Consider the following 21,916-nt stretch of genomic DNA (forward strand, 5'->3'; position numbering starts at 1 on the left):
AGTTGTTCGAAAAAATTGAATGATTGCCGGATGCTGCTTTCCGTTATCTTGTTCTAGCCCTTATGTGCTACAATCCGCGCAGTTTTATGTAATGAAAAGAATAGGAAACGCTTTGACTTCGTCACAGCCCCCAAAAAAGAATCCCGCTGAAGAGCAAGCGACACCGTCAAATGGTGTGCAAAATGCCAAAGCGAAGCAGGCTAATGCATCTCAAGCACAAGCTTCTCAGAATGCTGCGCCTCAGGCTCAAGTAAATAACGCGGCGTCACTGCGCAAGGCTCTTAACCAGTGCATGATGCGTGACCGCTTCCGCTTGAGTAAACGAATCTCTGGTGCAAGCAAAATCAAAAAAGACGCAGCGCGTAACGCTGTGTTTGATGAAATCGCATTAGACATCGCCAAATCCATGATGGTTGTGGAGCAACGTAGTAGCTACAAACCAACGATTGAATACCCTGAAATCCTGCCAGTCAGCCAAAAACGCGACGACATTGCGAAAGCGATCGAAGAAAACCAAGTGGTTATCGTTGCGGGTGAAACTGGTTCAGGTAAAACCACTCAGCTGCCAAAAATCTGTGCTGAGCTTGGTCGCGGTAAGTTTGGGCTGATTGGTCATACTCAGCCTCGTCGTCTTGCGGCGCGTTCGGTTGCGAACCGTATTGCCGAAGAGATGGAAACCAAGCTTGGTGAGTTTGTTGGTTACAAGGTTCGATTCAACGATCAGATCTCTGAAAACACCCAAATCAAATTGATGACGGACGGTATCTTGCTGGCTGAAATTCAGCATGACCGTTTCTTGAATCAATATGACACCATCATTATCGATGAAGCGCACGAGCGCAGCCTGAACATCGATTTCATCTTGGGTTACTTGAAAGAACTGTTGCCACGTCGTCCTGATCTGAAAGTGATCATCACGTCGGCAACCATCGACCCTGAGCGTTTTTCAAAACACTTCAACAACGCACCAATCATTGAAGTGTCAGGTCGTACTTACCCAGTAGAAACGCGTTACCGCCCACTAAGCGGTGATGACGATAATGATCGTGACCAACTTGAAGGTATCTTCGAAGCGGTAGATGAATTGTGCGATGAAGGTTTAGGTGACATCCTGATCTTCATGAACGGTGAGCGTGAAATCCGTGATACCGCTGATGCACTGTCTAAACGTAATCTGAAGAGCACGGAAATTGTGCCGCTTTACGCGCGTTTGTCGGCGGGTGAACAGAACAAGATTTTCCAACCTCATGCAGGTCGCCGCATTGTACTGGCAACCAACGTAGCGGAAACCTCGTTGACGGTTCCGGGCATCAAATACGTTATCGATCCGGGTACGGCGCGTATCAGCCGATACAGTTACCGTACTAAGGTTCAGCGTCTTCCAATCGAGCCAGTTTCTCAGGCGAGTGCGAACCAGCGTAAAGGTCGTTGTGGTCGTGTGGAAGAGGGTATCTGTATCCGTCTGTACTCAGAGGAAGATTTTGAGTCACGTCCAGAGTTTACCGATCCTGAGATCCTGCGTACTAACCTAGCGTCGGTTATCTTGCAGATGACCGCACTTGGTTTGGGCGATATTCAAGCCTTCCCATTTGTGGAAGCGCCTGACAAACGCAACATCCAAGACGGTGTTCGCCTTCTAGAAGAGTTAGGTGCAATCAATTCTGATGCGAAAGAATCGAAGAAACGCCTAACCAGCATTGGTCGTCAACTTGCACGTCTTCCAATCGACCCACGTTTAGCACGTATGGTATTGGAATCACCAAAGCAAGGCGCATTGAAAGAAGTGATGATCATCGCGGCGGCATTGTCGATTCAAGACCCGCGCGAGCGTCCAAGTGACAAGCAGCAATCATCAGATGACAAGCACAAACGTTTCTTCCATGAAGACTCAGATTTTCTGACGTTTGTGAACCTGTGGAACTACATCCAGAAGCAGCAAAAAGCGCTAACGGGTAACCAGTTCCGCAAGCAATGTAAACAAGATTACTTGAACTACTTGCGCGTGCGTGAGTGGCAAGATGTGTACTTCCAAATTCACCAATCGATGCGTGAAATGGAATTCAAACTGAACGATGAGCCTGCGTCTTACCATGGCGTACACAGCTCAATCTTGGTCGGTTTGTTGTCACACATCGGTATGAAAGACCAAGAGAAGAATGAATACCAAGGCGCGCGTAACGCTCGTTTCCATATCTTCCCTGCATCAGGTCTATTCAAAAAACAGCCTAAGTGGATCATGTCTGCTGAGTTGGTGGAAACCTCAAAACTTTGGGGTCGCATCATTGCTAAGATTCAGCCTGAGTGGATTGAACCATTAGCGAAGCACTTGATTAAGCGCAGTTACAGCGAGCCGCATTGGTCGAAGAAACGTGCTGCGGTTATGGCACACGAGAAAGTGATGCTTTACGGCGTGCCAATTGTGCCGAAGCGTTTGGTGAACTACGGCAGTATCGGTCCAACCGTCAGTCGTGAGCTATTCATTCGTAGTGCGCTGGTGGAAGGTGAGTGGGAAACCAAGCACGCGTTCTTTAAGCAAAACCGTAAGCTTCTTCAAGAAGTGGAAGAGCTTGAACACAAATCTCGTCGCCGTGACATCTTGGTCGATGACGATGAACTGTTTGATTTCTACGACCAACGCGTTGGCACTGAAGTGGTCTCTGGCAAACACTTCGATACATGGTGGAAAAAAGCATCGAAAGACAACAAAGAGCTGCTGAACTTCGAGAAAGAGATGCTGTTCAAGGGCGATGCAAGCCACGTTACCGATTTGGATTACCCGAACTTCTGGCATCAAAACAACCTCAAGCTTAAGCTGAGCTACCAGTTTGAGCCGGGTGATGACAGTGACGGTGTGACGGTACACTTGCCGCTGCCGATCTTGAACCAAGTCGAGCCTGCGGGCTTTGATTGGCAGATCCCAGGTTTACGCCATGAGCTTGTGGTGAGTTTGATTAAATCGTTACCGAAGACAGTGCGTAAGAACTTTGTTCCTGCGCCAAACTATGCCGATGCTTTCTTAGCTCGTGCAACACCAATGGAAGCGCCGCTGCTGGACTCATTAGAGAAAGAGCTGCGTCGAATGACGGGTGTAGAAGTTCTGCGCGAAGATTGGAATATGGATCAAATTCCGGAGCACTTGAAAGTGACTTTCCGCGCGGTTGACCATAGAAATCGCAAGTTGAAGGAAAACAAAGACCTTCACGAATTGAAAGAGAGCTTGAAAGACAAAGTCCAAGAAACCCTTTCAAAAGTTGCGGATGACGACATCGAGCAAGAAGGTCTGCATACGTGGAGTTTCGGTGAACTGCCTAAGGTATACCAACAAAAACGCGGTGGTTACGACGTTAAAGCGTACCCAGCGATTGTGGATGCCAAAGACAGTGTTGAAATCAAACTGTACGAGACCGAATACGAGCAGGTCACGGCAATGCAAGCGGGTCAGCGTCGTCTAATCTTGCTGAACGTGCCGTCGCCAATCAAATACCTGCACTCTAACTTGCCAAACAAGTCGAAGTTGGGTCTGTACTTTAACCCTTACGGTAAGGTGCTGGATCTGATTGATGACTGTATCGCATGTGGTGTCGATAAGCTTATCGAAGAGCAGGGCGGTTTGGTTTGGGAGCCAGAGAAGTTTGATGCACTGAAAGAACACGTTCGTGCTGAGCTGGGTGATACGGTGGTGGGCATTGCACAGCAAGTGGAAACTATCCTGACGACGGCTTTCAACATCAATAAGAAGTTGAAAGGCAAGATCGATTTCACCATGGCGTTCGCGCTATCGGACATCAAAGCGCAAGTCGAAGGATTGATCTTCAAGGGCTTCGCGACAGAATGTGGCTGGAAACGCCTGCCAGATATTCTGCGTTACATGCGTGCGATTGAGCGTCGTATGGAGAAGCTGCCGATCGATCCAAACAAAGACCGTTTGCACATGCTGAAAGTGGAATCAGTGACGAGCGACTACAAAGAGCTGCTCAACAAAATTCCGAAAGGCATGGTGATTCCTGAGAACGTGAAAGAGGTCCGTTGGATGATCGAAGAGCTTCGAGTGAGCTTCTTTGCTCAACAATTGGGGACTCCGTACCCAGTTTCTGATAAACGTATCAAAAATGCGATTGATGCTTGCTAAGCGATCGGTACAATAGCGGCAGTTTTTTTCTTGTGGGGTTTGCTGAGTAATCAATGGTTTGTCCAGTGGCAAGCTCGATTGGTACAGTAATTGCAGTTATTTACCCACAAGTGATTTTAAGTCACAAGGGAGGCAATGGTTCGCCTCCCTTGTGTTTGCAGTACCAACCTCTGCTTGATGCAGAAGTGGGTAATAATAAAGAGTAAAGGTTGATGATGAAGAAAACTCTATTGGCAGTGGCACTTCTAAGTGCTTCTTCTGCAGCAATGGCAGATTCATGGATTTATGGTGGTGCTTCTGTAGGTCAGTCTGACTACAAAGGCGAAACAGACACGTCTTACTCTGTACACGTAGGTACAGGTATTCTGCCAATCATCGGTATCGAAGCGGGTGTTACTCAACACGGTGAATTCAAGATCGCTGGTCAAGAAACTAAACTGACTTCTTACTACGCTGCGCTTAAACCAAGCATCGACTTCGGTCCTCTGCATGTTTACGCGAAAGGTGGTATCCACCAGTGGGATAAGAAAGTTTCTGGCGGCAAAGACGACGATGATGTGGATCTAATGTACGGTGTAGGTGCGGAATACTTCATTTTCGGCCCTATGTCTGTTGGCGCAAGCTACATGAACTACACAGCGGGCAAAGACGACATCGGTACGTTCTCTCTAAACGCGACACTGCACTTCCTATAATCGTCGAACATTTCGAAGATTTATTTGATAAACACCGGCAACGCGCCGGTGTTTTTTTGTCTGTAAATCACACAAATAGACATTGAACAGAAATTATTCATTTCTTATTCTTAAAACCTGCCACTTTTTGAATATAGTATTTACCTAGATACATAAGGAACGCGATGCAGTTCGCGTGATGTTCCGTTCAGGAATCGAACAGGAAAGGTATAACTATGAAAACAAAACTCTCGTTATTGGCTTTGGCGCTATGCTCAACATCTGCACTTGCTGACTCTTGGCTTTATGCTGGTGGTCAAATTGGTCAATCAGACATCGATAGCGAAAACGACACCACTTATGGCATTCATGTCGGTACGGGGATCTTGCCGTTGATTGGTATTGAAGTGGGCTACTTCAATCATGGCCAGGTGGATTTAAATCTTGGTGGTAACCGAGGTGATGTGGATTTCTCTTCCTTCTACTTAGCCGCAAAGCCAAGTATCGACTTTGGTCCTCTGCACGTTTACGCGAAGGGTGGTATTAACGCGTTTAACGTCGAATACAATGGTAACCTGAGCAGCTTGGACAAAGACGATGGCGTGTCTTACATGTACGGTGTTGGCGCGGAATACTTCTTGTTGGACAACATTTCTGTCGGTGCAAGTTATCAAGCGTTTGGTGTTGATATCGATGGGGACAGCGATACAGTAAGTAGCATCACAGGTAACGTGACGTTCCACTTCTTATAATATGACTTTAGACTGAGTCGTTCGAATCGTAAGATTTGAATAGGAAGAATGAGAAAAGCCCGCCGTTATTTTTGAATAAAGTAACGACGGGCTTTTTGTTTAGTCCTGAATCGGATTAGGTCGGCATTGTATGTTGGTTAGAGGGACAAACTTGTCGTCTTTCTCGTAATAAACGCCACATTCCTCTTCACGAAGTTGCAAGGTGTATTGATCGGGCAATTCTGTTTCTGCGCCGTTCAATGGCATGTTGTAACTCTCCATCAATTGCCCAGAAACGATCAACAAATGTGAGTTTGTTTCGAAGGTATTTGACGCAATTTTTGGCGGCACTTGGTTGCCTTGAATCGTTGTGATAGCTTGCTGGATTTCCGTAACGGTATCGCCAGAAGTCTTAATACTTAAAGCATTCACCATATCGTCATTGTGATTTGATGATGAACATCCCATTAGCATCATGCTAAAACCCGCACCGGTAAGCAAGGTCAATGTTTTAGTTAATTTTGACATGAATAGCCTCTTGTCGCAGTGGATCAAGCTGTTGATTTAGTGGAGTACCACCCAGCATAGGCATCGCTCTTGGAGCTGCCGCCACAGCCGGTGCAGGAGGACAAGTTCCTGTGTTCATGTAGTTTAGCGCTGCAGACAGCATGCCTTCAGAGCTGTTACCCAATGGCTTGGTCAAGTCATCTGCTACAACACAGCCTTCCACTTTGTCATCTATACCAATATTAGACGATACTAGACTTTTTGCTGTCGGTGTAAAGCCATCGGCAAAATCACCAAAGCCTTTTGCGTTAGAAGACTTGAACTGAATGGTGTAGTACATGTTGCCGCAGTTTTGTTCTGGAGAGAAACCGTATGGCTTACCCGTTGTCGTGGTACCAATTTGAACCACGTCAACATCAATACCGCGAAGACCATTGATGAGAAGTTCACTTGAAGACGCGGTGTTGTCAGTAGTCAGAACATAAACGCGTTTCGCAGTTAATGTCGGTAGGGCAATGTCAGTCAAGATACCTTTACCCCAATCAATTTCAGTATCGACAAAGTTATAAACGTTATTTTCTACCTTGCCAGAGTTCATGATCTTGTCGTTGTAAATCAGCTCAGCGAAAGTGGCATTAGAATGTGTGCCAGCCAACATGTAGCCGACTTGCGCAGACTGCCAAACTAAACCACCACCGTTGTAGCGTAAATCCATCACGATCTCATCAACGTTTGCCGCTGACAGCTGATTAAACGCATCGATAAGTGGCTGTTGCGCAGTCACTTCAAAAGCGTTGTATTGCATGTAACCGACTTTTGTTCCGTTGTTGTCGATGACTTTTACATTGCGAACTGGGCTTGTTGCGACATCTGCCGATGTCAGAGTCACCACCTTCGGAGCGCCATCAACGGTTTCAAACGTGAAGGTGTAGTTTTGACCTAGCGTAGGAGAGAAAAGCGTATTGTTGATGAAATCAATCTCAGAGCTCGAAGAGGTGTTCACAACATCAACATCATTGATTTTCAATAGCTTGTCGCCTCGAGCAACGCCATTTGAAGAGGCTGGAGAGTTATCTTCTGTGTAAGAAATGATGATTTCTCGCGGTTCATAGCTTTGAACGAATTTCCAGTTAAAGCCGAAACCAGCAACAAGACCCGCTTGTTGTGATTTCATGAAATCGTCGTAAGAGCGAGTGAAGTGGAATCGATCCTTGTATTGACCAGTAGCCGTTCTTTCTGTAGTCACCAGTGAATCAAAATAAGCTGCAACGGTAGGGAAGTTGTCCGGGTTGATATCTGGGATCTCGTCATACCAAAGGTAGGTATCATTACTGAACGCACGTAAGAACATTTTTTCTTGCAGTGCTGAACCTGCTTGGTCTGGATAATAATCCCCTGTGTATGGGTCAATACCTGTTCTAGCGATGCTACATTTATTTGCAAACTCGCTAGCTGGGGTAGAAAAGTCTCCTGCTGACCAGGTTATGTTATTGCCGACTGCAGTGCTAGAGCTATCTCCACCGCCGCCTCCACAGCCTTGTAATAATAGAAGAGGGAGAGTTGCCACCAACGCTGTGTTCTTATACTTCAACATAAATTTCCTTATTTCTGTGACATTTATAGATTTGAATTGTTTTTAATAAATTGCCTATAAGTCACTCGAATGTATAGATCTTGTTCGTTACTGTGCAAACACTAAGCAAATTAGTGTGATTGGTATCATATAAATTAGAGTAAATAATCAGTTTACTAATTTAGTTAAATCTAAAAAATCATTAATAAATTAGCAAGTTAGTGCTATTTGTGACGCGAAAATTCACGATGACACTTCAGTAATTTTAGACGATTGAAAGTGGTTTCAGAAAAGCATTAAACGATAGAAGAATGCTAGGCAAACAGTCCGAGCATGACGAGAGTCGACGCTTTGTGGTCGACTCTTTGAGTTTTTGGAATTAAGAAATTTGATCGAGTTGGTACTGATACTTTCGCTCTAAGGCTTCATTGCCCGCAGCGCGTTCTAGTTCCACCATTAGGCGGAGAGAGGGTTTCTTGACTCCGTACATTTGGTTAAAGCGCATCAAGCGAATACGGGCATCGGTGTAGTTTCCGCTGTCGATCTCTAGCTTAGCTAACTGAAGGATAGATTTGGGACGGTGAGGGTCATGGTCGATAGCGCGAGTGAAGTAGTACTTCGCTTTTTCAGCTTGATTCGACTTTAGTGCACAAAATCCAGCGTTCTCGTAACTAGCAGGGATAAGGTAATAGTAAGGCTGCTCGATCGCTCGATTGAACATTTTATCTGCTTGACTGTATTCACCTTGTTTACACAGGAAGGTGCCGTAATTGTTCAGTACGTTACCATTTTTGGGATGCTGGCGAAGAGAGCGTTTGTACATCTGTGCTGCTTTGGAATCTTCACCTACGGTTTCGTAATAGTGCGCCATCGATAGTTGTGCACGATAATAGTTTGGTGCGTGGGTAAGGGCTTGCTGCAGATTATCGTGTGCTCGGATCATACTGCCACTTTCTAAATAGCCGAGACCGAGAGCGATTCGCGACTCTGCCATAGAAACCGGATCGGCTTTCACGACCGGACTGTTTCCATCTTCATTGACGGTGACACATCCAACCAAACCTAGTTGGCTTGCTAAGACTAATGCACCGAGTTTTCCAAGCTTCATATTTCTGCCCCACATCCCTGATTCACACAGCATGATATGAATTACGATGCAAAAGCCTATTGGGGAAAAAATACTATGCGATCAGGTTAGCAAACTGATACAAAAAAGCCGCCAGTTGGCGGCTTGGTTCACACTCTAAATTCAGGCAGTTAGTCGTCTTTAGTGAAGGCGTCTTCGCTGAAATGATCCAGATCGTACGGCGTTTGTTGGTAAACGCAATAGTTCAACCAGTTCGAGAACAGCAAGTGTCCATGGCTACGCCAACTCGCACAAGGTGGATTGTCTGGGTTGTTATTTGGGTAGTAATTGATTGGAATAGCAGGTTCCATCCCTTCGCCCAAATCTCGAATGTATTCGTTATGGAGTGTATGAGAGTCATACTCTGGGTGACCAGTGACAAACACATTACGCTTGTCTTTTGTGGTTGCTAGATAAACACCCGCGACATCGGACGTTGCGAGAATATTGAGGTCCGTATGTTCTTCTAAAAACTCCGGTGAGAAATCTGCATAGCGAGAATGTGGTGCTAAGAACGTATCATCGAAACCACGCAGAAGAGGGTGGTACTGATGGTGGATAGAGTGATGGTACACGCCTGATAGCTTTTCTTTGCGTGTTTTCTTTGGCAAGTTATATAGAAGTTTCAAACCTGCTTGTGCAGCCCAGCAAACATAAAGTGTGGACGTGACGTGATCTTTTGCCCACTCCATAATGGTCTTCAAGTGATCCCAATAAATCACATCTTCAAATTGGACCAAACCTAATGGAGCACCAGTAATGATAAGGCCATCGAAGTTCTTGCCTTTTACCATTTCAAATTGACGATAAAATGTGTCTAGGTGTTCCGTTGGTGTGTTCTTACTTGGGCGATTATCGATTCGTAATAGCTCCACGTTCACTTGAAGTGGGCTATTAGAAAGTAGGCGAAGAAACTGAGTTTCTGTCTCAATCTTCTTTGGCATCAAATTGAGAATAAGCACTCGCAATGGACGGATTTCCTGACTCGCCGCTCGACTTTCGCTCATCACAAAGATGTTCTCTGTCCTTAATACATCGCTAGCGGGTAACTGATCTGGAATTCTAATTGGCACGGCTTTCTCTCCCTAAGCTTAACTTTTTAGACGTCTATACTTCTAAAGCTAACGTAATTAGTAACGGATGTCGATATGAAATGTGACTTTGAACCGGATTTCTTTTGTTCCTACTTTCATCTCACACAGGAGCCAAACACACAAAAGGGGCTCTACGTTTGAAAATAGTGCTCGTTAGAATAAAAAACCTAAGTCGAACTGTTCTAATTTTAAATATGCCAATCACTTTTTTCAGTAAGTGAATACTTGATTGCGCTAGCAATCCGGAAGGTTAAATTATACTGAAGTAAGATAATTAAAATTATTAATTCGTTTAATTTAATTGGATTATATTCTAACTCTTGTTTTTATGTGATGTCTTGTTAAAGGTTATGACAAGTTACTTTGTCTTTTATCGAATGATATGCTAACAACTAATTTTTAATATCTAGAATTTGGCTGTGTACGATTGAAATTGATGAAGTAATAAATTAAAGTTTGAATTTATAGGAAACAACGACCCCTATAAAGTTATTGTAGGAAAAAGCCGAATAATGATCTTATTAGTAAGTTGAGAAGCTAGAGAGGGCTGAGTCTTTTTGAAGCCCAATCAGGAGAAGGTTTCAACGCAAGTGAGCTTCTAGAGGCAGGTGAACGTTTGTCTTGTCATCATAACCTACTCATGTTGACCTACTTACGTTGCTAGACACCGTTTTCAACACTCTTAGATCACAATTAGGATGAGCCTTAGATAAGAACTCTATTTAGATATTGTGTGATTTAAATAGAACAAAGATTGATAAGATTAAATTAGAAATAAAATATAGGCTTGTAAGTTAGTTCTGATATATAAACATATTAGTGACAAAATTTTTGATTCTTGATGTTGGATCTATTTTGATGATTGAGAATCATACATTATGCATCATTCATTAACACGTCAGTTAGTGTAGGTGGTTTATTAAAAGGTGATGACAGGAATAATATAATGATATTGAAACTATTTCTGTTGATGCAGTGGAAACTCACCTTGTTGATATAAACCGGAAAAAGCCCAGCGTTCGCTGGGCTTTTTTTTTATGTGTCTTATGCCAGTTGGTCATTACCTTCGATCAAGTAGTGATTACTGATTGAACCTGCGGTTCTAGCGTTTAGATGAGGCACATACTCTGGGTCATTCATAAAGTCGAGGGCTGCTTGGCGAGAAGGCCATTCAATGATAATGCGAAGCGCCGGAGCTTCACCATTGCCTTCTAGTCGTTCATGCACGTTAGTTCGTGCGATGTACTTGCCACCGTGTTTTTCCACCAGTGCGTTCGAGACGCTGACATAAGCAGGTACCCAGTCTTGGGCTGTAGGGGTTACATCTAATACTGAATAGTAAGTCACGGTATGCTCCTTGATTGCACGTTAGCCGATGAAATTTAGCTTAATGCAGTCTGGTCATTTCGATAAGAGAGAGCGGGCTCGAAACACTTTTTAGATTCCATTGAAAATCCAAATCGATTCAGGGTTATTGCTCAATTGGTATGAACTATCGACTCAAACTGACGCTCTGCAATTGTGATTGCGGCAAGATTTCTGAGTACATTTTTGTGTAACGAATACGGTAGCGTTTGAAGAGAATTATGAGATCGAGTTAGTATAAATTTTGAGCCTTAATACCAATAAAGACACTAATTGGCTCGCCAGCACGTACTTAAATACGTTGTATGGAAAATCATCGTCAGTGGAGGACATTATGTTCGGTATGTTTAAAAGAAAAGAGACCATTCAGAGCATTGCACATCAAGTTCCTAACGTCTTGCTTAGGGAGTTTGGCGATAAGGACGTTTATCTGCCAGACGAAGTCGACCAAGCGTTGGCCGAACTTGGGCACGACAAATTGGAAGACATGACGCGTTATCAATACGCTTACGGCATGTTCACCAGTTTGGCGAGCTATGAGCAGTTAGGTTTAACAGAGGAGCTTGGTAATTACGGCCATTTCCAACGGGAGGTTGGCAAAATGCTTCTCAACACACCAGAACCGATTGATATGCACATCTACTTTGAGCTTTCACAGCAGCATCACTTTAACCATGCCAAAGCGGATGTTTGCAATGAAGCGACTGTGGTCGATAGTGCAGATGGTGGCTATTAATAGTGGCAGAAAGGGCATTCCAAATTCACTTTCTCGCTGACTTCCCCCATGAGTCTGATCTTATTGCACAATGGTACTTTGATGAGTGGGCTTACACTGTTCCTGGTGTGACGCCCGCTCAAGTTCGCGAGAAGGTTTTACTCAAAGCCAATAGCCGCCATGCATTTCCACTTTCATTTGTGGTTCATGACGAAAACAATGACCTTGTAGCAGTCGCTGAACTCAAGATCCGAGAGAACATTCATTTCCCTGAGTATGAGCACTGGCTAGGTGGAGTCTACGTCGATGCCTCATCACGCGGTAAAGGTTATGCTGCTGCGCTGGTCGTTCGTGCACAAAATCACGTGTTTCAACTAGGCATTCCAAAATTGTTTTTGCAATGCGAGCCGCATAATGAAGCTTTGTATCTGAAATACGGTTTCCGTCCTCTGCATAACGCTTCACACAACGGAGTCCAGACTATCATTATGGTTTGGGAGTCATCCGAGCTAAGTTCTTGATATCTTTCATCCCCCCCATGTTAGTGCAATTTAAATCGCCATTAGCTAAAAGATAAGCAGGCTATAAGTAACTATGTGCATATTTTGACGTTGGTCAAAAATGTGCCACTTTCTCCGTCGTTTTTATTCAACTTGTTCAATACTCATTTGAAGTTGGATGTCGAGTTTTGGAATGAAGATCATGGAGAGGGATATGCGAAAGTGGCTAGGTGCACTCACGCTCACTGGGTTATCAGCGTGCAGTTTATCTGATGATATCTACATGGAAGGGCGAACACTTTACTTTAATGGCGAAATAACCGCGGAGAGCGTGCGAGAAGCCATCGAGCTTGCCAATGTTCAACCCCATGGTGTTGTTGCCTTGATGATAGACAGCGACTCAGGCGAGTATCGACCAGCTATGGAACTAGGACGTTGGGTTTACAACAATCAGGTTCATTTAATCGTCAATGGAACGTGTGCCTCTGCCTGTGCGAACTATGTTCTAACAGCGGCACCGAGTACTTTGGTTATGAAAGGCTCGGAAGTGCTTTGGTTTGGTGGCGCCATGCAAGATGAATGGGACACCGATGGCTTTGATCAACAAGAACTCGAACAATGGCATCAATCCTTAAGTTTATGGCGTCAGCATGAAGAAGCCTTTTTTGCGTTGGTGGCGGTAAATCCAAAGATCACCATGTTTGGGCACTTGAACAAACGTGAAAAATTACACAAAGCAGGTTGCGATACCAGCAACGCAGCTTGGATGTATCACATTGATGATATGCAAAAGTTGGGGTTGGACAACATCGTTTATGCGGACCCAAATTCGTTACTCACAGCCAGAAATGACGCGTCTGCCTGCGTGATTAATTTGGAAGAGACCGACTTCTAACTGCGATTATTACGCTGGTGTAAATGTGAGTTGCATCACTTTTTATAGCGTACTGACGGATTTTGATTATAATGCGCCGCTCAGAGATTCGATATGTCATCGAGTTCAGGTTAATTGAGCGTTGTTTGCCTTATGTTCAAAATGCTTGTTTCTATGCCTCCACTGGTTGCGCTGTCTATTGCTATCGTGTGTGAGGTGATTGCGACTTCTTCTATTCCAAAGACAGAACAGTTTACTAAGTTGATGCCGAGCACCGTGGTTATAATCGGTTATGGTATCGCTTTTTTCCTACTGTCTGTGACCGTAAAAAGCATGCCAGTTGGTATTGTATATGCGATCTGGAGCGGGGCGGGGATTGTACTTGTGGCTGCTGTTGGTTACTTCCTATACGGACAAAAGCTCGACCTTGCTGCGCTTGTTGGTATTGGCTTCATCCTCACTGGTGTGATGATTGTTAACTTGCTGTCTAAGACGGTTGGTCACTAACCTAGAAATTCCAAACACAAAAAAGCCGCGATTCGTTCGCGGCTTTTTGCTATCTGATGAGGGGGATGAACTAATTCACCATCACCTCAATCAACTGACCTTGTCGGCGACGTTTGCGGTTTCGGTACATCACGGCCCCAATCGCTGGCAAACTAAAGGCAATGAAACCAAGAATCAATGCATAAGCACCTGTCTGAGCGCTTATACCTGCTGGTACATCGAATGAAACGAAGATGGTCACCAGACAGCTCATCAAACCTAAAGCAGCCACCAACATCATGCCAAACTTGCCGCCAGGCACACGGAATGGACGTTCAATATCCGCATGTTTACGACGTGACACCAAGAAGCTGACGAAGATACAGATGTACATCACCATGTAGAGCTGAGTCATGAGTATGTTCAATAGCCACATGCCTTGGTTTACGTTTGGTACCAAGATAAATACCAAAGAGAGCACGCTGACGATGGCACCTTGCAGGAGTAGCAATGGAACCGGCGCTTGGTTCTTGTTCTCTTTCGATAGCGTCAAAGGCATGAAGTGGTCTTTTGCTGCAACATGCAAGCTCTTGGTCGGAGCAATAATCCAGTTGTTTAGGCTCGCTAAGCTACCAAATACAATTGCTAGAGCGATAACTGGCAGCATGAATGACATGTTCAAATCATCAAAGAATGCTTTGAACGCCAGTATCACGCCTTCACTCAAGCTTGAATGATCGCTGGATACCACGGAAGAGATGGAAAGCGAACACGCGGTCAGAGATACCAGAATCAACACGGTGGAAGCGATCAGTGCTTTTGGGTAAGTCTTTTGCGGATTATCGACTTCACTCGCGTAAGAGGTGGTGATCTCAAGCCCAGTTAGGGAAAGCACAACCGCAGTAAAGCCCGCACCAATACCGTCTTGTGAGAAATCAGGTAACCAGTCAGATGCATGACGAAGTGAAATATGTGACTCGCTTGGGTTGGTATAAGCCCAGTAACCACCTAAGCCGATGATCAGCAGGATAGGGAAGATAAGCCCCAAAGTGCCAAAGACGTTGGTAATGAGGGAGGACAAACGCAAACCAAATATGTTGACCAAGGTCAGTGCCCAGAAAATCACGTTAATCATTATCAACATGAAGATATTGTTCTGTGCCAGTTCAGGAAAGAAAGGATATGCGCCCGTCGCAACAATAAAGGAAATGAGCGGTGGGTAGTAGACGATGTTCTCTGCGTACTGATACCACACAGTCGCAAAACCAAAGTTTGGCCCAAGGGTCTCTTTACCCCATAAGTACACACCGCCCTGTTGCGGGTAAGTGGTGCTCAACTCTGCACAAACTAATGCGGTTGGAACGAAGAAGCAAAGACCTGCCAATAAGAAGAAAGAGATGGCGTGACTACCAAATAAGGCGGCACCCGGAATGTTCCTTATGCTGTCGACGGAAGTAACCGTAATCATGATGACAGAAAAGACACTGAGTTTGACGGCGGATTTGGCGATATTGCTCATTCGATACCTTTAATGATCGAGCCACGAGCCTCGGATGGAGAGCCCGCGTGCTACAAGTAAGACGGGCGTATTGTAGGGCTGTGAGAATCTGTGGGTATATAGCCAAAAACGGTATGTATTTACCCAAAAATGAAGCGAAATGCCAATGGTTTATTCGTAATCAATTTAAACGTTTGCTCTGGTTAAAAAACGCAAAATCGATTTAAAAAATGCATATTAAAAACGTGTTTATAGCGAATTATTTATTACCGGAACTCGAGAAATTGATGGGAAGCTAGCCAAAGTTTGACTCTGACCTTGGGGGAAGGTCTAGATTAAGAGCAGTTAGCGTGATTCAGAAAGTGGAGAAAACCATGGGATGTTGTAATCAAGCGCCAAAGGGCGGCACTGGCAAGCTCTCGTATTTGTTGGGGTTAGTCGCGGTGTTGTTTGTTGGGATCTTGGTGTTAGCCGCTGTTTTTGGCTAAGTCAGAGACAATAAAAAACACGCTCGTGGGCGTGTTTTTCGTATCTTTAGTCTGGCTTTAAAAACGGGTATTAGCTAAACCGATGCCGAAGAAAATAAACAAACCCCCACTTACGTAGTTCAGCCACTTGCTGGTTTTCGAAGAAGTGAGCATGGCCTTAACCTTAGTGGCAAAGAAAATCACAAACAAAAACCAACTAGCAACGATGCTTGCCTGAAGAGCACCCAACATGATGCTTTGCTCGAGAATGTGTTCAGGTTGCACAAACTGAGGGAAGATAGAGAGGTAGAACAACACGATTTTTGGATTAAGCAGGTTAGTTAATAGCCCCTTCACAAAGGCTTGCTTGAGAGTCTGTTCCTCGATTTTACGGTCGAGTTTTAACTTTTGGTCTGCCAGTTTAAGTCCACTTCTTAGGTTATTGATGCCCAACCAAATTAAGTACGCAACACCCATCCACTTTAATATATTGAACGCCAGCGCTGATTGTGAAAGCAACAAGCTCAACCCTTTTGCGGAGACAAAAGCGTGGATCAGAAAGCCAAGTGCCACACCGAAAATATTGGCAATAGCAAAGCGACGACTCTGCGTCAGTGCGGTAAACAAAATCAGCAAAGCGTTAGGGCCGGGTATCACAGCGAGAAAGAAAACGATGCCGCCAAACGCCAACAAGGTATCGAGGTTCATACTTGTTCCAATTAAAGAGAATGTCTCATAGCTATTATGGCGAGACTTTACACCCACATGTGTTGAAAAACAAACGATTAGAGTGCGACGTCATCGTCAGTTTTGACCGGATAAAAACGCTTCGATATAAGACTTTTTCTCTCTTATAAAATCGATAAACAATTGCGACTTCTGCGGTAAGTGTTTTCTGTCCTGATATACCAAGAGCATGGTTTTATCTTGAGGGACCCAATCATCCAAAATCACCGTAAGCTGTTGGGCTTGCAATTCTTGGTAGAGCATAGACTTTGGCAGATAACAGACGCCTGTGCCATCCAAGCAAAGTTGTTTGCTAACAAAGAAATCATCGGTTGTGACGCTGCCAGCTTCGGTCACTTCTACCACTTCATCTTTCAGGCTAAATCGCCAAGGTAAAAAGTATCCTTCCACGTGATTGCGGATGCACGGCGCTGCATTCAATTGACGCGGGTGTTCGAACTTGGGGAGAGCGTTAGCCAGAGCATTTGAAATGGCCAAAACATACTTCACGGGAGAGAGCGGAATCGCCACCAAAGAAGAGTCGTTCAATGGGCCTAAACGAAAGGCGAAGTCCAAACTCTGCTTCGTCATATCCTGATATCGATTCGACGAAGCAAGGTTGATCTTAATCGTGGGATAGCGCGCTTGAAATTCCGCAAATAGGGAGGCGAGTAGATTCTGACTGAGTGCACGAGGCGCAGTAATATTGAGTGTGCCAATCGGCTTGCTCGCGGCATCCTCCGCTTCATGATAAAGCTCGCTGACCGTATCTGCGATTAACTGTGCTTTGGGCAAGACTTGTTGGCCGAGTTCAGTGAGCGACAATGAGCGAGTGGAGCGATTAATCAACTTGCCGCCAAGCTCAGCTTCCAACTGCTGAATCTTCCTACTCACGGTTGTTGTCGGCACATTGAGTTGCCTTGCCGCTTCAGCAAAGCTATTGAGCTCAATGACGCGCGCAAATAAAGGCAAGGCAGATATCTCTTTCATGTTAACTCTATTTTTCTTCATCCCGAATATGGGATAGTGAAGCCAAGATTAGCTGTCTAGTCAATTCTTACGGGATTAACTAAAGTTACTCCATACCGCAGCGGCATGCTGCAAATACAGAACATACGCTCAATCTCGGTAGGAGAACATCATGGACATTCTAGTTTTAGGCGCAACTGGTAACACAGGCTCTGAAGTGGTTCGTCAACTACAACAAACAGACGCAGATTTTGGTGTCATGGTAAGAGGTGCCAGCTCAACAGCGACCATGAATCTTCAGCCAGAACAAGTTCGTGAGGGTGACTTTACCGACGTTGCTGCGATGGAAAAAGCGATGCAGGGTGTGAAACGTATTTACGTTTCTATGCCGATTCATCAAGACAATAAGCTTTGGGTGGAGAACGTCATCGCAGCGGCAAAAGCAGCGAATGTTGAACATGTTGTTAAGCTATCGGGCATGGGTGCTAAGAGCGATGCGGGTTCAGAAATCATTCGTACCCATGTGGTGACCGATGATTTAGTCAAAGCATCAGGTTTGGCTTGGACCATTATTCAGCCGAACTCTTTTTTCCAGAACCTCTTTGGTAGCTTAGCGACCATCAATGCAATGGGTAAATTCTTCTTACCGCTCGGTAATGCAAAGCAAAGCGTGGTGGATATTCGTGATGTAGCGGCAGTTATTGTTGAATCGCTTATTGGAGAAGGTCACGATGGCCAAACGTATTTACTTTCTGGCCCTGAAGCACTGACTTTTGCACAGCAAGCCGAAGTGATCTCTCAAGCGTCAGGCAAGCAAATCGAATATGTGGCTGTTTCTGAACAAGACGCCGCCGCAGCGATGAAAGAAGCAGGAATGGATGAATGGTTCGCCAATGCGTTGGCTGAAATCATGGCTTGGTTCGGAACGGGGGCTTACACAGAAGTGACAGACACCGTTGAGCAAGTGACTGGTAAGCCAGCACGCAACTTCGATGACTTTGCGAATGAATTTGTGCATGCCATTGAGAAATAACATCCTAAGAATTTAATGACAGGGGAGCCAAGTGCTCCCTTTGTCGTTTTTTGAATGTGAGATTTCAAACAACCTTATCTTCTCTAAAGCTTTATAATCATCAAGAGATTATCAAATAGGATTAGATAATATGTTGCTTGAAGATCTTCAAGTAGTGCTCAAAGTCGCTGAGTTTCGTAGCATTACAGGAGCCGCGACCGCATTAGATATGAGAACCGCCACGGCCAGCGCGGCGGTAAAAAGAGTCGAAGCTTCTTTAGGGGCTGAGTTGTTTGTGCGAACCACGCGCCATTTGCGTTTATCCAGTGCGGGTGAGCGTTATCTTCCTCAGTGTGAAAAAGCACTCGAACTGTTAGAACACGCGAAACAAAACATGCGTGAAGATCTCGATATTATTGACGGGGAAGTGCGAATCGCGCTTTCTTCCGATTTGGGACGAAACTTAGTTACGCCTTGGCTCGATGAGTTCATGGACAGTTATCCGCAGGTGACGCTGAGAAGCAACATCAGTGATAGCAACGTGGACTTCTATCGAGACTCTGTCGACATGGCACTGCGTTACGGTGCACCGACAGATTCCAGCATGTACGGGTTTAAAATCTGCAATGTGCCAAGGTTATTGTGCGCAACGCCAGAATATCTTGCGGAACATGGAACGCCTAAGCATCCACAAGACTTAATCGAACATAATGGTTTGTTGTATCAACTTCACGATACGTTGCAGGATGTTTGGGGATTCAGTGATGGTGATAGTGAACACAAGGTCAAACTCAAAGGCAATCGAGCTTCCAATGACGGCGATTTAGTCCGACGTTGGTGTGTCTCTGGAAAGGGCTTGGCTATCAAATCGTGTTTGGATATGTCGCAAGATTTGCTCAAAGGCAATGTGGTGAATGTCATGAGTGAATACAAACCAACACCAACGGAACTGTGGCTGATTTGTCCGAGCAGACAATCAATTACGCCAACCGTAAGATTACTGCGCGATCTGTTCAGAGAAAAAACTAAAGTCATTCTTACTGATCTGGTTGAAAGTGGTTTATTGGAACAAAGCGTACTTAAAAACTGACTCAACAAGGGAGCCTTTTCGCTCCCTTTTTCCTTTTATTGGGCGATAGACGAGAGAGGTACTCTCGGGTCGCTCACTCTGTCAACATTCATTTCTCGAAACGCAACTACTCGCTGCGGCGGAACTACCGCTTGCCGTCAGTACAGTAAGCCGCATTTTTATTACAATTCGACGAAAATCACGGCATTTTTCTTAGATTTGATAAAGTCGCCCGCAATCTCCGAAAGTTCCTATTGTGTAGCGTGTCAAAGAGCTCTACACTCCGCGCGCTTTAGTTTTTAATAAGCACAGTCAATGATAATAACTTTTCGTATTTATCGTTGTTTTTAAGGATTTTTATAGACGAATTCGTCTGATGACACACTCATGAACAAGCACAAAGCACCAAAATTCAAGGCAGAATTTTTGGCACCTCGCTACTGGGGCACATTGATCATAATTAGCATCATGTACCTTCTTAGCCTCCTTCCATTTCGTGTACAACTCGCGCTAGGAAGCGGAATTGGTCGCATTGCGATGCGATTAATGAAAAAACGACAAGTCACGATCAAACGTAATTTAGAGCTGTGTTTTCCTAGCATGAGCGACCAAGAGCGTGAGGCGATAATAAAAGAAAATATCGATAACGCGGGCATCGCACTGTTTGAAACCGCGATGGCGTGGTTTTGGTCAGACAAACGTGTCAGTAAGCATGTCAACATCGAAGGGATGGAACATATCGAAGCGTTAGAACAACAAGGTAAAGGTGTTCTGATGTTAGCGGTGCATTCTATGAATCTAGAACTTGGTGCGCGAGCATTTGGGATCCAAAAGTCGGGTTCTGGTGTTTACCGCCCAAACAACAACCCATGTTTTGACTACTTCCAATACAAAGGACGTTCTCGCTCGAATCGTACTTTGATTGATCGTAAAAATGTAAAGGGCATGCTGGAAGCACTGAAGACAGGCCAGCGTGTTTGGTATGCTCCTGATCACGACTATGGCACACGTCGATCGACGTTTGCGCCTTTGTTTGCGGTAAAGCGCGCCTGTACAACAACGGGAACCAGTTTGCTGGTGGATGCTACGGATTGTGCCATTGTGCCATTTACTATGGTTCGTGAAAGCAATGGGCAATACACTTTAACCATTAGCGCGCCAGTTGAAGGCTTCCCTAAAAACGATCCAGACCAAGCGGCAGCGTTCGTAAATAAGATTGTCGAGAAGTCGATCATGGCATGCCCTGGGCAGTACATGTGGCTGCATCGTCGCTTTAAAACTCGTCCGGATGGGGAATGTTGTTTGTATAAACCCCAACTTGTACCTGCGATTTAACCTACGAGCCCAGACATTTGTTCTGGGCTTTATTTTATCTGTCGATTCAATTCTGCTTGGTTGTTTGCCACAATAGCGACGTTTGATGACCAAGGATGAACCATGCTGACAGGATTGAACCACATTACGATAGCGGTGAGTGATTTAGAACGCTCGCTCGATTTCTATATCAACGCGCTCGGTTTTAAGGGACACGTTAAGTGGAAACAAGGCGCGTATCTTTCTTTGGGTGATCTATGGCTTTGTTTATCGGTCGATAAGCCAGACGAGAAGAGTGATTACTCCCACATCGCTTTTTCTATCTCACAGCAAGACTTCACTGACTTTTCTCATAAGCTTATCGAGCTCGATATTGCTCAATGGAAAGAGAACAAGAGTGAAGGAGATTCGTTGTATCTTCTAGATCCTGATGGGCACAAATTAGAAATCCACAGTGGTGATTTGTACTCGCGATTAGAGAACATAAAGCATCAACCTTATGAAGGTTTAGAGTGGTTGTAGGAGCGTTTTGATGAGATTATTTTTCGCACTGACGTTTGATCAACGCAGTAAGTCACTGCTCAGGCAAATCCAAGATAGACTTCAACAACAAGGGATAGCAGGGCGCTACACTTGCGAAGATAATTTTCATATCACGTTGGCCTTTATCGGTGAATCGACAGAAGAAGAAACGCAGCGTCTTATTGATATTCTTCATCAACTTAGCTGCCGTTGTGAGCAGATTACGGTCGATCACCTAGGTTCATTTCGCCAAAGTGGCAGGCAACTGGCTTGATTGGGGATTAAAGATAATTTAGCGGTTACAACACTGCAAAACGAACTCATAGAGGCATTAGAACTGCATGGCTTTGTGACTGAGTCACGTGACTATGTTCCTCACATCACACTTGCTCGCCACGTCGATAAACAAGCACCACTTGATGCTATTGAGATATCACCTCTACCACTCCCTGTATACTCAATCGCTTTAATGGAAAGCAAAACGGTTGATGGGAAGCTCGTTTATCACGCGCTAGAAGAAGTGGTGTGCTAGCGCTTTCTATACATCAGTTCAGCCAGTAATCCA

Annotated in this window: 22 protein-coding genes; 14 read left to right on the forward strand and 8 right to left on the reverse strand. The window is 44.8% G+C overall.

What is annotated here, in order from left to right:
- Window positions 1–112 precede the first annotated feature (112 nt).
- The 3 genes from hrpA to ATB78_RS09545 all read left to right on the forward strand — a co-directional run bounded on the left by hrpA (window position 113) and on the right by ATB78_RS09545 (window position 5,555).
- The gene (hrpA, locus tag ATB78_RS09535) at window positions 113–4,129 is read left to right on the forward strand and encodes an ATP-dependent RNA helicase HrpA (protein ID WP_179947000.1); all 4,017 of its coding nucleotides are present in this window, start codon (window positions 113–115) and stop codon (window positions 4,127–4,129) included.
- Between the two features lie 215 nt (window positions 4,130–4,344).
- Complete coding sequence (locus tag ATB78_RS09540; protein ID WP_009704276.1) at window positions 4,345–4,824, forward strand: outer membrane beta-barrel protein; 480 nt, start codon at window positions 4,345–4,347, stop codon at window positions 4,822–4,824.
- Window positions 4,825–5,039: 215 nt separating this feature from the next.
- A complete protein-coding gene (locus ATB78_RS09545) occupies window positions 5,040–5,555 on the forward strand; it encodes an outer membrane beta-barrel protein (protein WP_038896506.1) in 516 nt (171 codons plus the stop codon).
- A 99-nt stretch (window positions 5,556–5,654) separates the two neighbouring features.
- On the opposite strand, the gene ATB78_RS09550 is transcribed toward ATB78_RS09545, so the two are convergent.
- The 5 genes from ATB78_RS09550 to ATB78_RS09570 all read right to left on the reverse strand — a co-directional run bounded on the left by ATB78_RS09550 (window position 5,655) and on the right by ATB78_RS09570 (window position 11,181).
- Complete coding sequence (locus ATB78_RS09550) at window positions 5,655–6,062, reverse strand: hypothetical protein (protein WP_061008518.1); 408 nt, start codon at window positions 6,060–6,062, stop codon at window positions 5,655–5,657.
- Window positions 6,046–7,635 (reverse strand): S41 family peptidase, encoded by a 1,590-nt coding sequence (locus ATB78_RS09555; RefSeq protein WP_061008519.1) that lies wholly within the window; start codon window positions 7,633–7,635, stop codon window positions 6,046–6,048. Before ATB78_RS09555 ends, ATB78_RS09550 begins: the two co-directional genes overlap by 17 nt.
- A 358-nt stretch (window positions 7,636–7,993) precedes the next feature.
- On the reverse strand, window positions 7,994–8,722 hold the full coding sequence (gene pilW, locus ATB78_RS09560; protein ID WP_061008520.1) for a type IV pilus biogenesis/stability protein PilW: 729 nt from the start codon (window positions 8,720–8,722) through the stop codon (window positions 7,994–7,996).
- A 149-nt stretch (window positions 8,723–8,871) separates the two neighbouring features.
- Complete coding sequence (gene metA / locus ATB78_RS09565; RefSeq protein WP_061008521.1) at window positions 8,872–9,813, reverse strand: homoserine O-succinyltransferase; 942 nt, start codon at window positions 9,811–9,813, stop codon at window positions 8,872–8,874.
- Between the two features lie 1,065 nt (window positions 9,814–10,878).
- Entirely contained in the window at window positions 10,879–11,181 is a 303-nt protein-coding gene (locus tag ATB78_RS09570; RefSeq protein WP_005442737.1) for a DUF1330 domain-containing protein, read from the reverse strand.
- Window positions 11,182–11,533: 352 nt separating this feature from the next.
- Between ATB78_RS09570 and ATB78_RS09575 the strand changes: the two genes are divergently transcribed.
- From ATB78_RS09575 to ATB78_RS09590, 4 genes are all read left to right on the forward strand, one after another.
- Entirely contained in the window at window positions 11,534–11,935 is a 402-nt protein-coding gene (locus ATB78_RS09575; protein WP_061008522.1) for a hypothetical protein, read from the forward strand.
- Window positions 11,936–11,937: 2 nt separating this feature from the next.
- Complete coding sequence (locus ATB78_RS09580) at window positions 11,938–12,435, forward strand: GNAT family N-acetyltransferase (protein ID WP_039989251.1); 498 nt, start codon at window positions 11,938–11,940, stop codon at window positions 12,433–12,435.
- A 193-nt stretch (window positions 12,436–12,628) separates the two neighbouring features.
- Window positions 12,629–13,309 carry a hypothetical protein gene (locus ATB78_RS09585; protein WP_081096583.1) on the forward strand — a complete coding sequence of 227 codons (681 nt, stop codon included), beginning with the start codon at window positions 12,629–12,631 and terminating at the stop codon, window positions 13,307–13,309.
- Window positions 13,310–13,441: 132 nt separating this feature from the next.
- Window positions 13,442–13,795, forward strand: a complete 354-nt coding sequence (locus ATB78_RS09590; RefSeq protein WP_009704286.1) for a multidrug efflux SMR transporter — start codon at window positions 13,442–13,444, stop codon at window positions 13,793–13,795.
- A 70-nt stretch (window positions 13,796–13,865) separates the two neighbouring features.
- On the opposite strand, the gene ATB78_RS09595 is transcribed toward ATB78_RS09590, so the two are convergent.
- Window positions 13,866–15,293: an APC family permease gene (locus ATB78_RS09595; protein ID WP_012128124.1), complete on the reverse strand. Its 1,428-nt coding sequence runs from the start codon at window positions 15,291–15,293 to the stop codon at window positions 13,866–13,868.
- 329 nt (window positions 15,294–15,622) lie between these two features.
- Between ATB78_RS09595 and ATB78_RS29380 the strand changes: the two genes are divergently transcribed.
- Window positions 15,623–15,760: a hypothetical protein gene (locus ATB78_RS29380; protein WP_155483759.1), complete on the forward strand. Its 138-nt coding sequence runs from the start codon at window positions 15,623–15,625 to the stop codon at window positions 15,758–15,760.
- Window positions 15,761–15,817: 57 nt separating this feature from the next.
- On the opposite strand, the gene ATB78_RS09600 is transcribed toward ATB78_RS29380, so the two are convergent.
- The gene (locus ATB78_RS09600; RefSeq protein ID WP_061008524.1) at window positions 15,818–16,447 is read right to left on the reverse strand and encodes a LysE family translocator; all 630 of its coding nucleotides are present in this window, start codon (window positions 16,445–16,447) and stop codon (window positions 15,818–15,820) included.
- 96 nt (window positions 16,448–16,543) lie between these two features.
- On the reverse strand, window positions 16,544–17,455 hold the full coding sequence (locus tag ATB78_RS09605) for a LysR family transcriptional regulator (RefSeq protein ID WP_061008525.1): 912 nt from the start codon (window positions 17,453–17,455) through the stop codon (window positions 16,544–16,546).
- Window positions 17,456–17,606: 151 nt separating this feature from the next.
- Between ATB78_RS09605 and ATB78_RS09610 the strand changes: the two genes are divergently transcribed.
- The 6 genes from ATB78_RS09610 (at window position 17,607) to ATB78_RS30085 (ending at window position 21,883) form a co-directional block, all read left to right on the forward strand.
- Window positions 17,607–18,467 (forward strand): SDR family oxidoreductase, encoded by an 861-nt coding sequence (locus ATB78_RS09610; protein WP_061008526.1) that lies wholly within the window; start codon window positions 17,607–17,609, stop codon window positions 18,465–18,467.
- A 130-nt stretch (window positions 18,468–18,597) separates the two neighbouring features.
- Complete coding sequence (locus ATB78_RS09615) at window positions 18,598–19,536, forward strand: LysR family transcriptional regulator (protein ID WP_020197648.1); 939 nt, start codon at window positions 18,598–18,600, stop codon at window positions 19,534–19,536.
- A gap of 366 nt (window positions 19,537–19,902) precedes the next feature.
- A complete protein-coding gene (locus ATB78_RS09620) occupies window positions 19,903–20,850 on the forward strand; it encodes an LpxL/LpxP family Kdo(2)-lipid IV(A) lauroyl/palmitoleoyl acyltransferase (protein WP_061008527.1) in 948 nt (315 codons plus the stop codon).
- 102 nt (window positions 20,851–20,952) lie between these two features.
- Complete coding sequence (gene fos / locus ATB78_RS09625) at window positions 20,953–21,351, forward strand: fosfomycin resistance glutathione transferase (protein WP_061008528.1); 399 nt, start codon at window positions 20,953–20,955, stop codon at window positions 21,349–21,351.
- A gap of 10 nt (window positions 21,352–21,361) precedes the next feature.
- On the forward strand, window positions 21,362–21,625 hold the full coding sequence (locus ATB78_RS30080; protein ID WP_240537382.1) for a 2'-5' RNA ligase family protein: 264 nt from the start codon (window positions 21,362–21,364) through the stop codon (window positions 21,623–21,625).
- On the forward strand, window positions 21,626–21,883 hold the full coding sequence (locus tag ATB78_RS30085; protein WP_240537383.1) for a 2'-5' RNA ligase family protein: 258 nt from the start codon (window positions 21,626–21,628) through the stop codon (window positions 21,881–21,883).
- The last annotated feature ends 33 nt before the right edge of the window (window positions 21,884–21,916 follow it).

This window comes from Vibrio sp. CUB2 (assembly GCF_001557945.1).
Classification (GTDB): domain Bacteria; phylum Pseudomonadota; class Gammaproteobacteria; order Enterobacterales; family Vibrionaceae; genus Vibrio; species Vibrio owensii.

Bases quoted from the DNA above. Each gene is read 5' to 3' on its own strand.
- ATB78_RS09540 (WP_009704276.1), top strand. From the start codon at position 4,345: ATGAAGAAAACTCTATTGGCAGTGGCACTTCTAAGTGCTTCTTCTGCA.
- ATB78_RS09545 (WP_038896506.1), top strand. From the start codon at position 5,040: ATGAAAACAAAACTCTCGTTATTGGCTTTGGCGCTATGCTCAACATCT.
- ATB78_RS09550 (WP_061008518.1), bottom strand. From the start codon at position 6,062: ATGTCAAAATTAACTAAAACATTGACCTTGCTTACCGGTGCGGGTTTT.
- ATB78_RS09555 (WP_061008519.1), bottom strand. From the start codon at position 7,635: ATGTTGAAGTATAAGAACACAGCGTTGGTGGCAACTCTCCCTCTTCTA.
- pilW (WP_061008520.1), bottom strand. From the start codon at position 8,722: ATGAAGCTTGGAAAACTCGGTGCATTAGTCTTAGCAAGCCAACTAGGT.
- ATB78_RS09575 (WP_061008522.1), top strand. From the start codon at position 11,534: ATGTTCGGTATGTTTAAAAGAAAAGAGACCATTCAGAGCATTGCACAT.
- ATB78_RS09585 (WP_081096583.1), top strand. From the start codon at position 12,629: ATGCGAAAGTGGCTAGGTGCACTCACGCTCACTGGGTTATCAGCGTGC.
- ATB78_RS09590 (WP_009704286.1), top strand. From the start codon at position 13,442: ATGTTCAAAATGCTTGTTTCTATGCCTCCACTGGTTGCGCTGTCTATT.
- ATB78_RS09595 (WP_012128124.1), bottom strand. From the start codon at position 15,293: ATGAGCAATATCGCCAAATCCGCCGTCAAACTCAGTGTCTTTTCTGTC.
- ATB78_RS09600 (WP_061008524.1), bottom strand. From the start codon at position 16,447: ATGAACCTCGATACCTTGTTGGCGTTTGGCGGCATCGTTTTCTTTCTC.
- ATB78_RS09605 (WP_061008525.1), bottom strand. From the start codon at position 17,455: ATGAAAGAGATATCTGCCTTGCCTTTATTTGCGCGCGTCATTGAGCTC.
- ATB78_RS09610 (WP_061008526.1), top strand. From the start codon at position 17,607: ATGGACATTCTAGTTTTAGGCGCAACTGGTAACACAGGCTCTGAAGTG.
- ATB78_RS09615 (WP_020197648.1), top strand. From the start codon at position 18,598: ATGTTGCTTGAAGATCTTCAAGTAGTGCTCAAAGTCGCTGAGTTTCGT.
- ATB78_RS09620 (WP_061008527.1), top strand. From the start codon at position 19,903: ATGAACAAGCACAAAGCACCAAAATTCAAGGCAGAATTTTTGGCACCT.
- fos (WP_061008528.1), top strand. From the start codon at position 20,953: ATGCTGACAGGATTGAACCACATTACGATAGCGGTGAGTGATTTAGAA.
- ATB78_RS30080 (WP_240537382.1), top strand. From the start codon at position 21,362: ATGAGATTATTTTTCGCACTGACGTTTGATCAACGCAGTAAGTCACTG.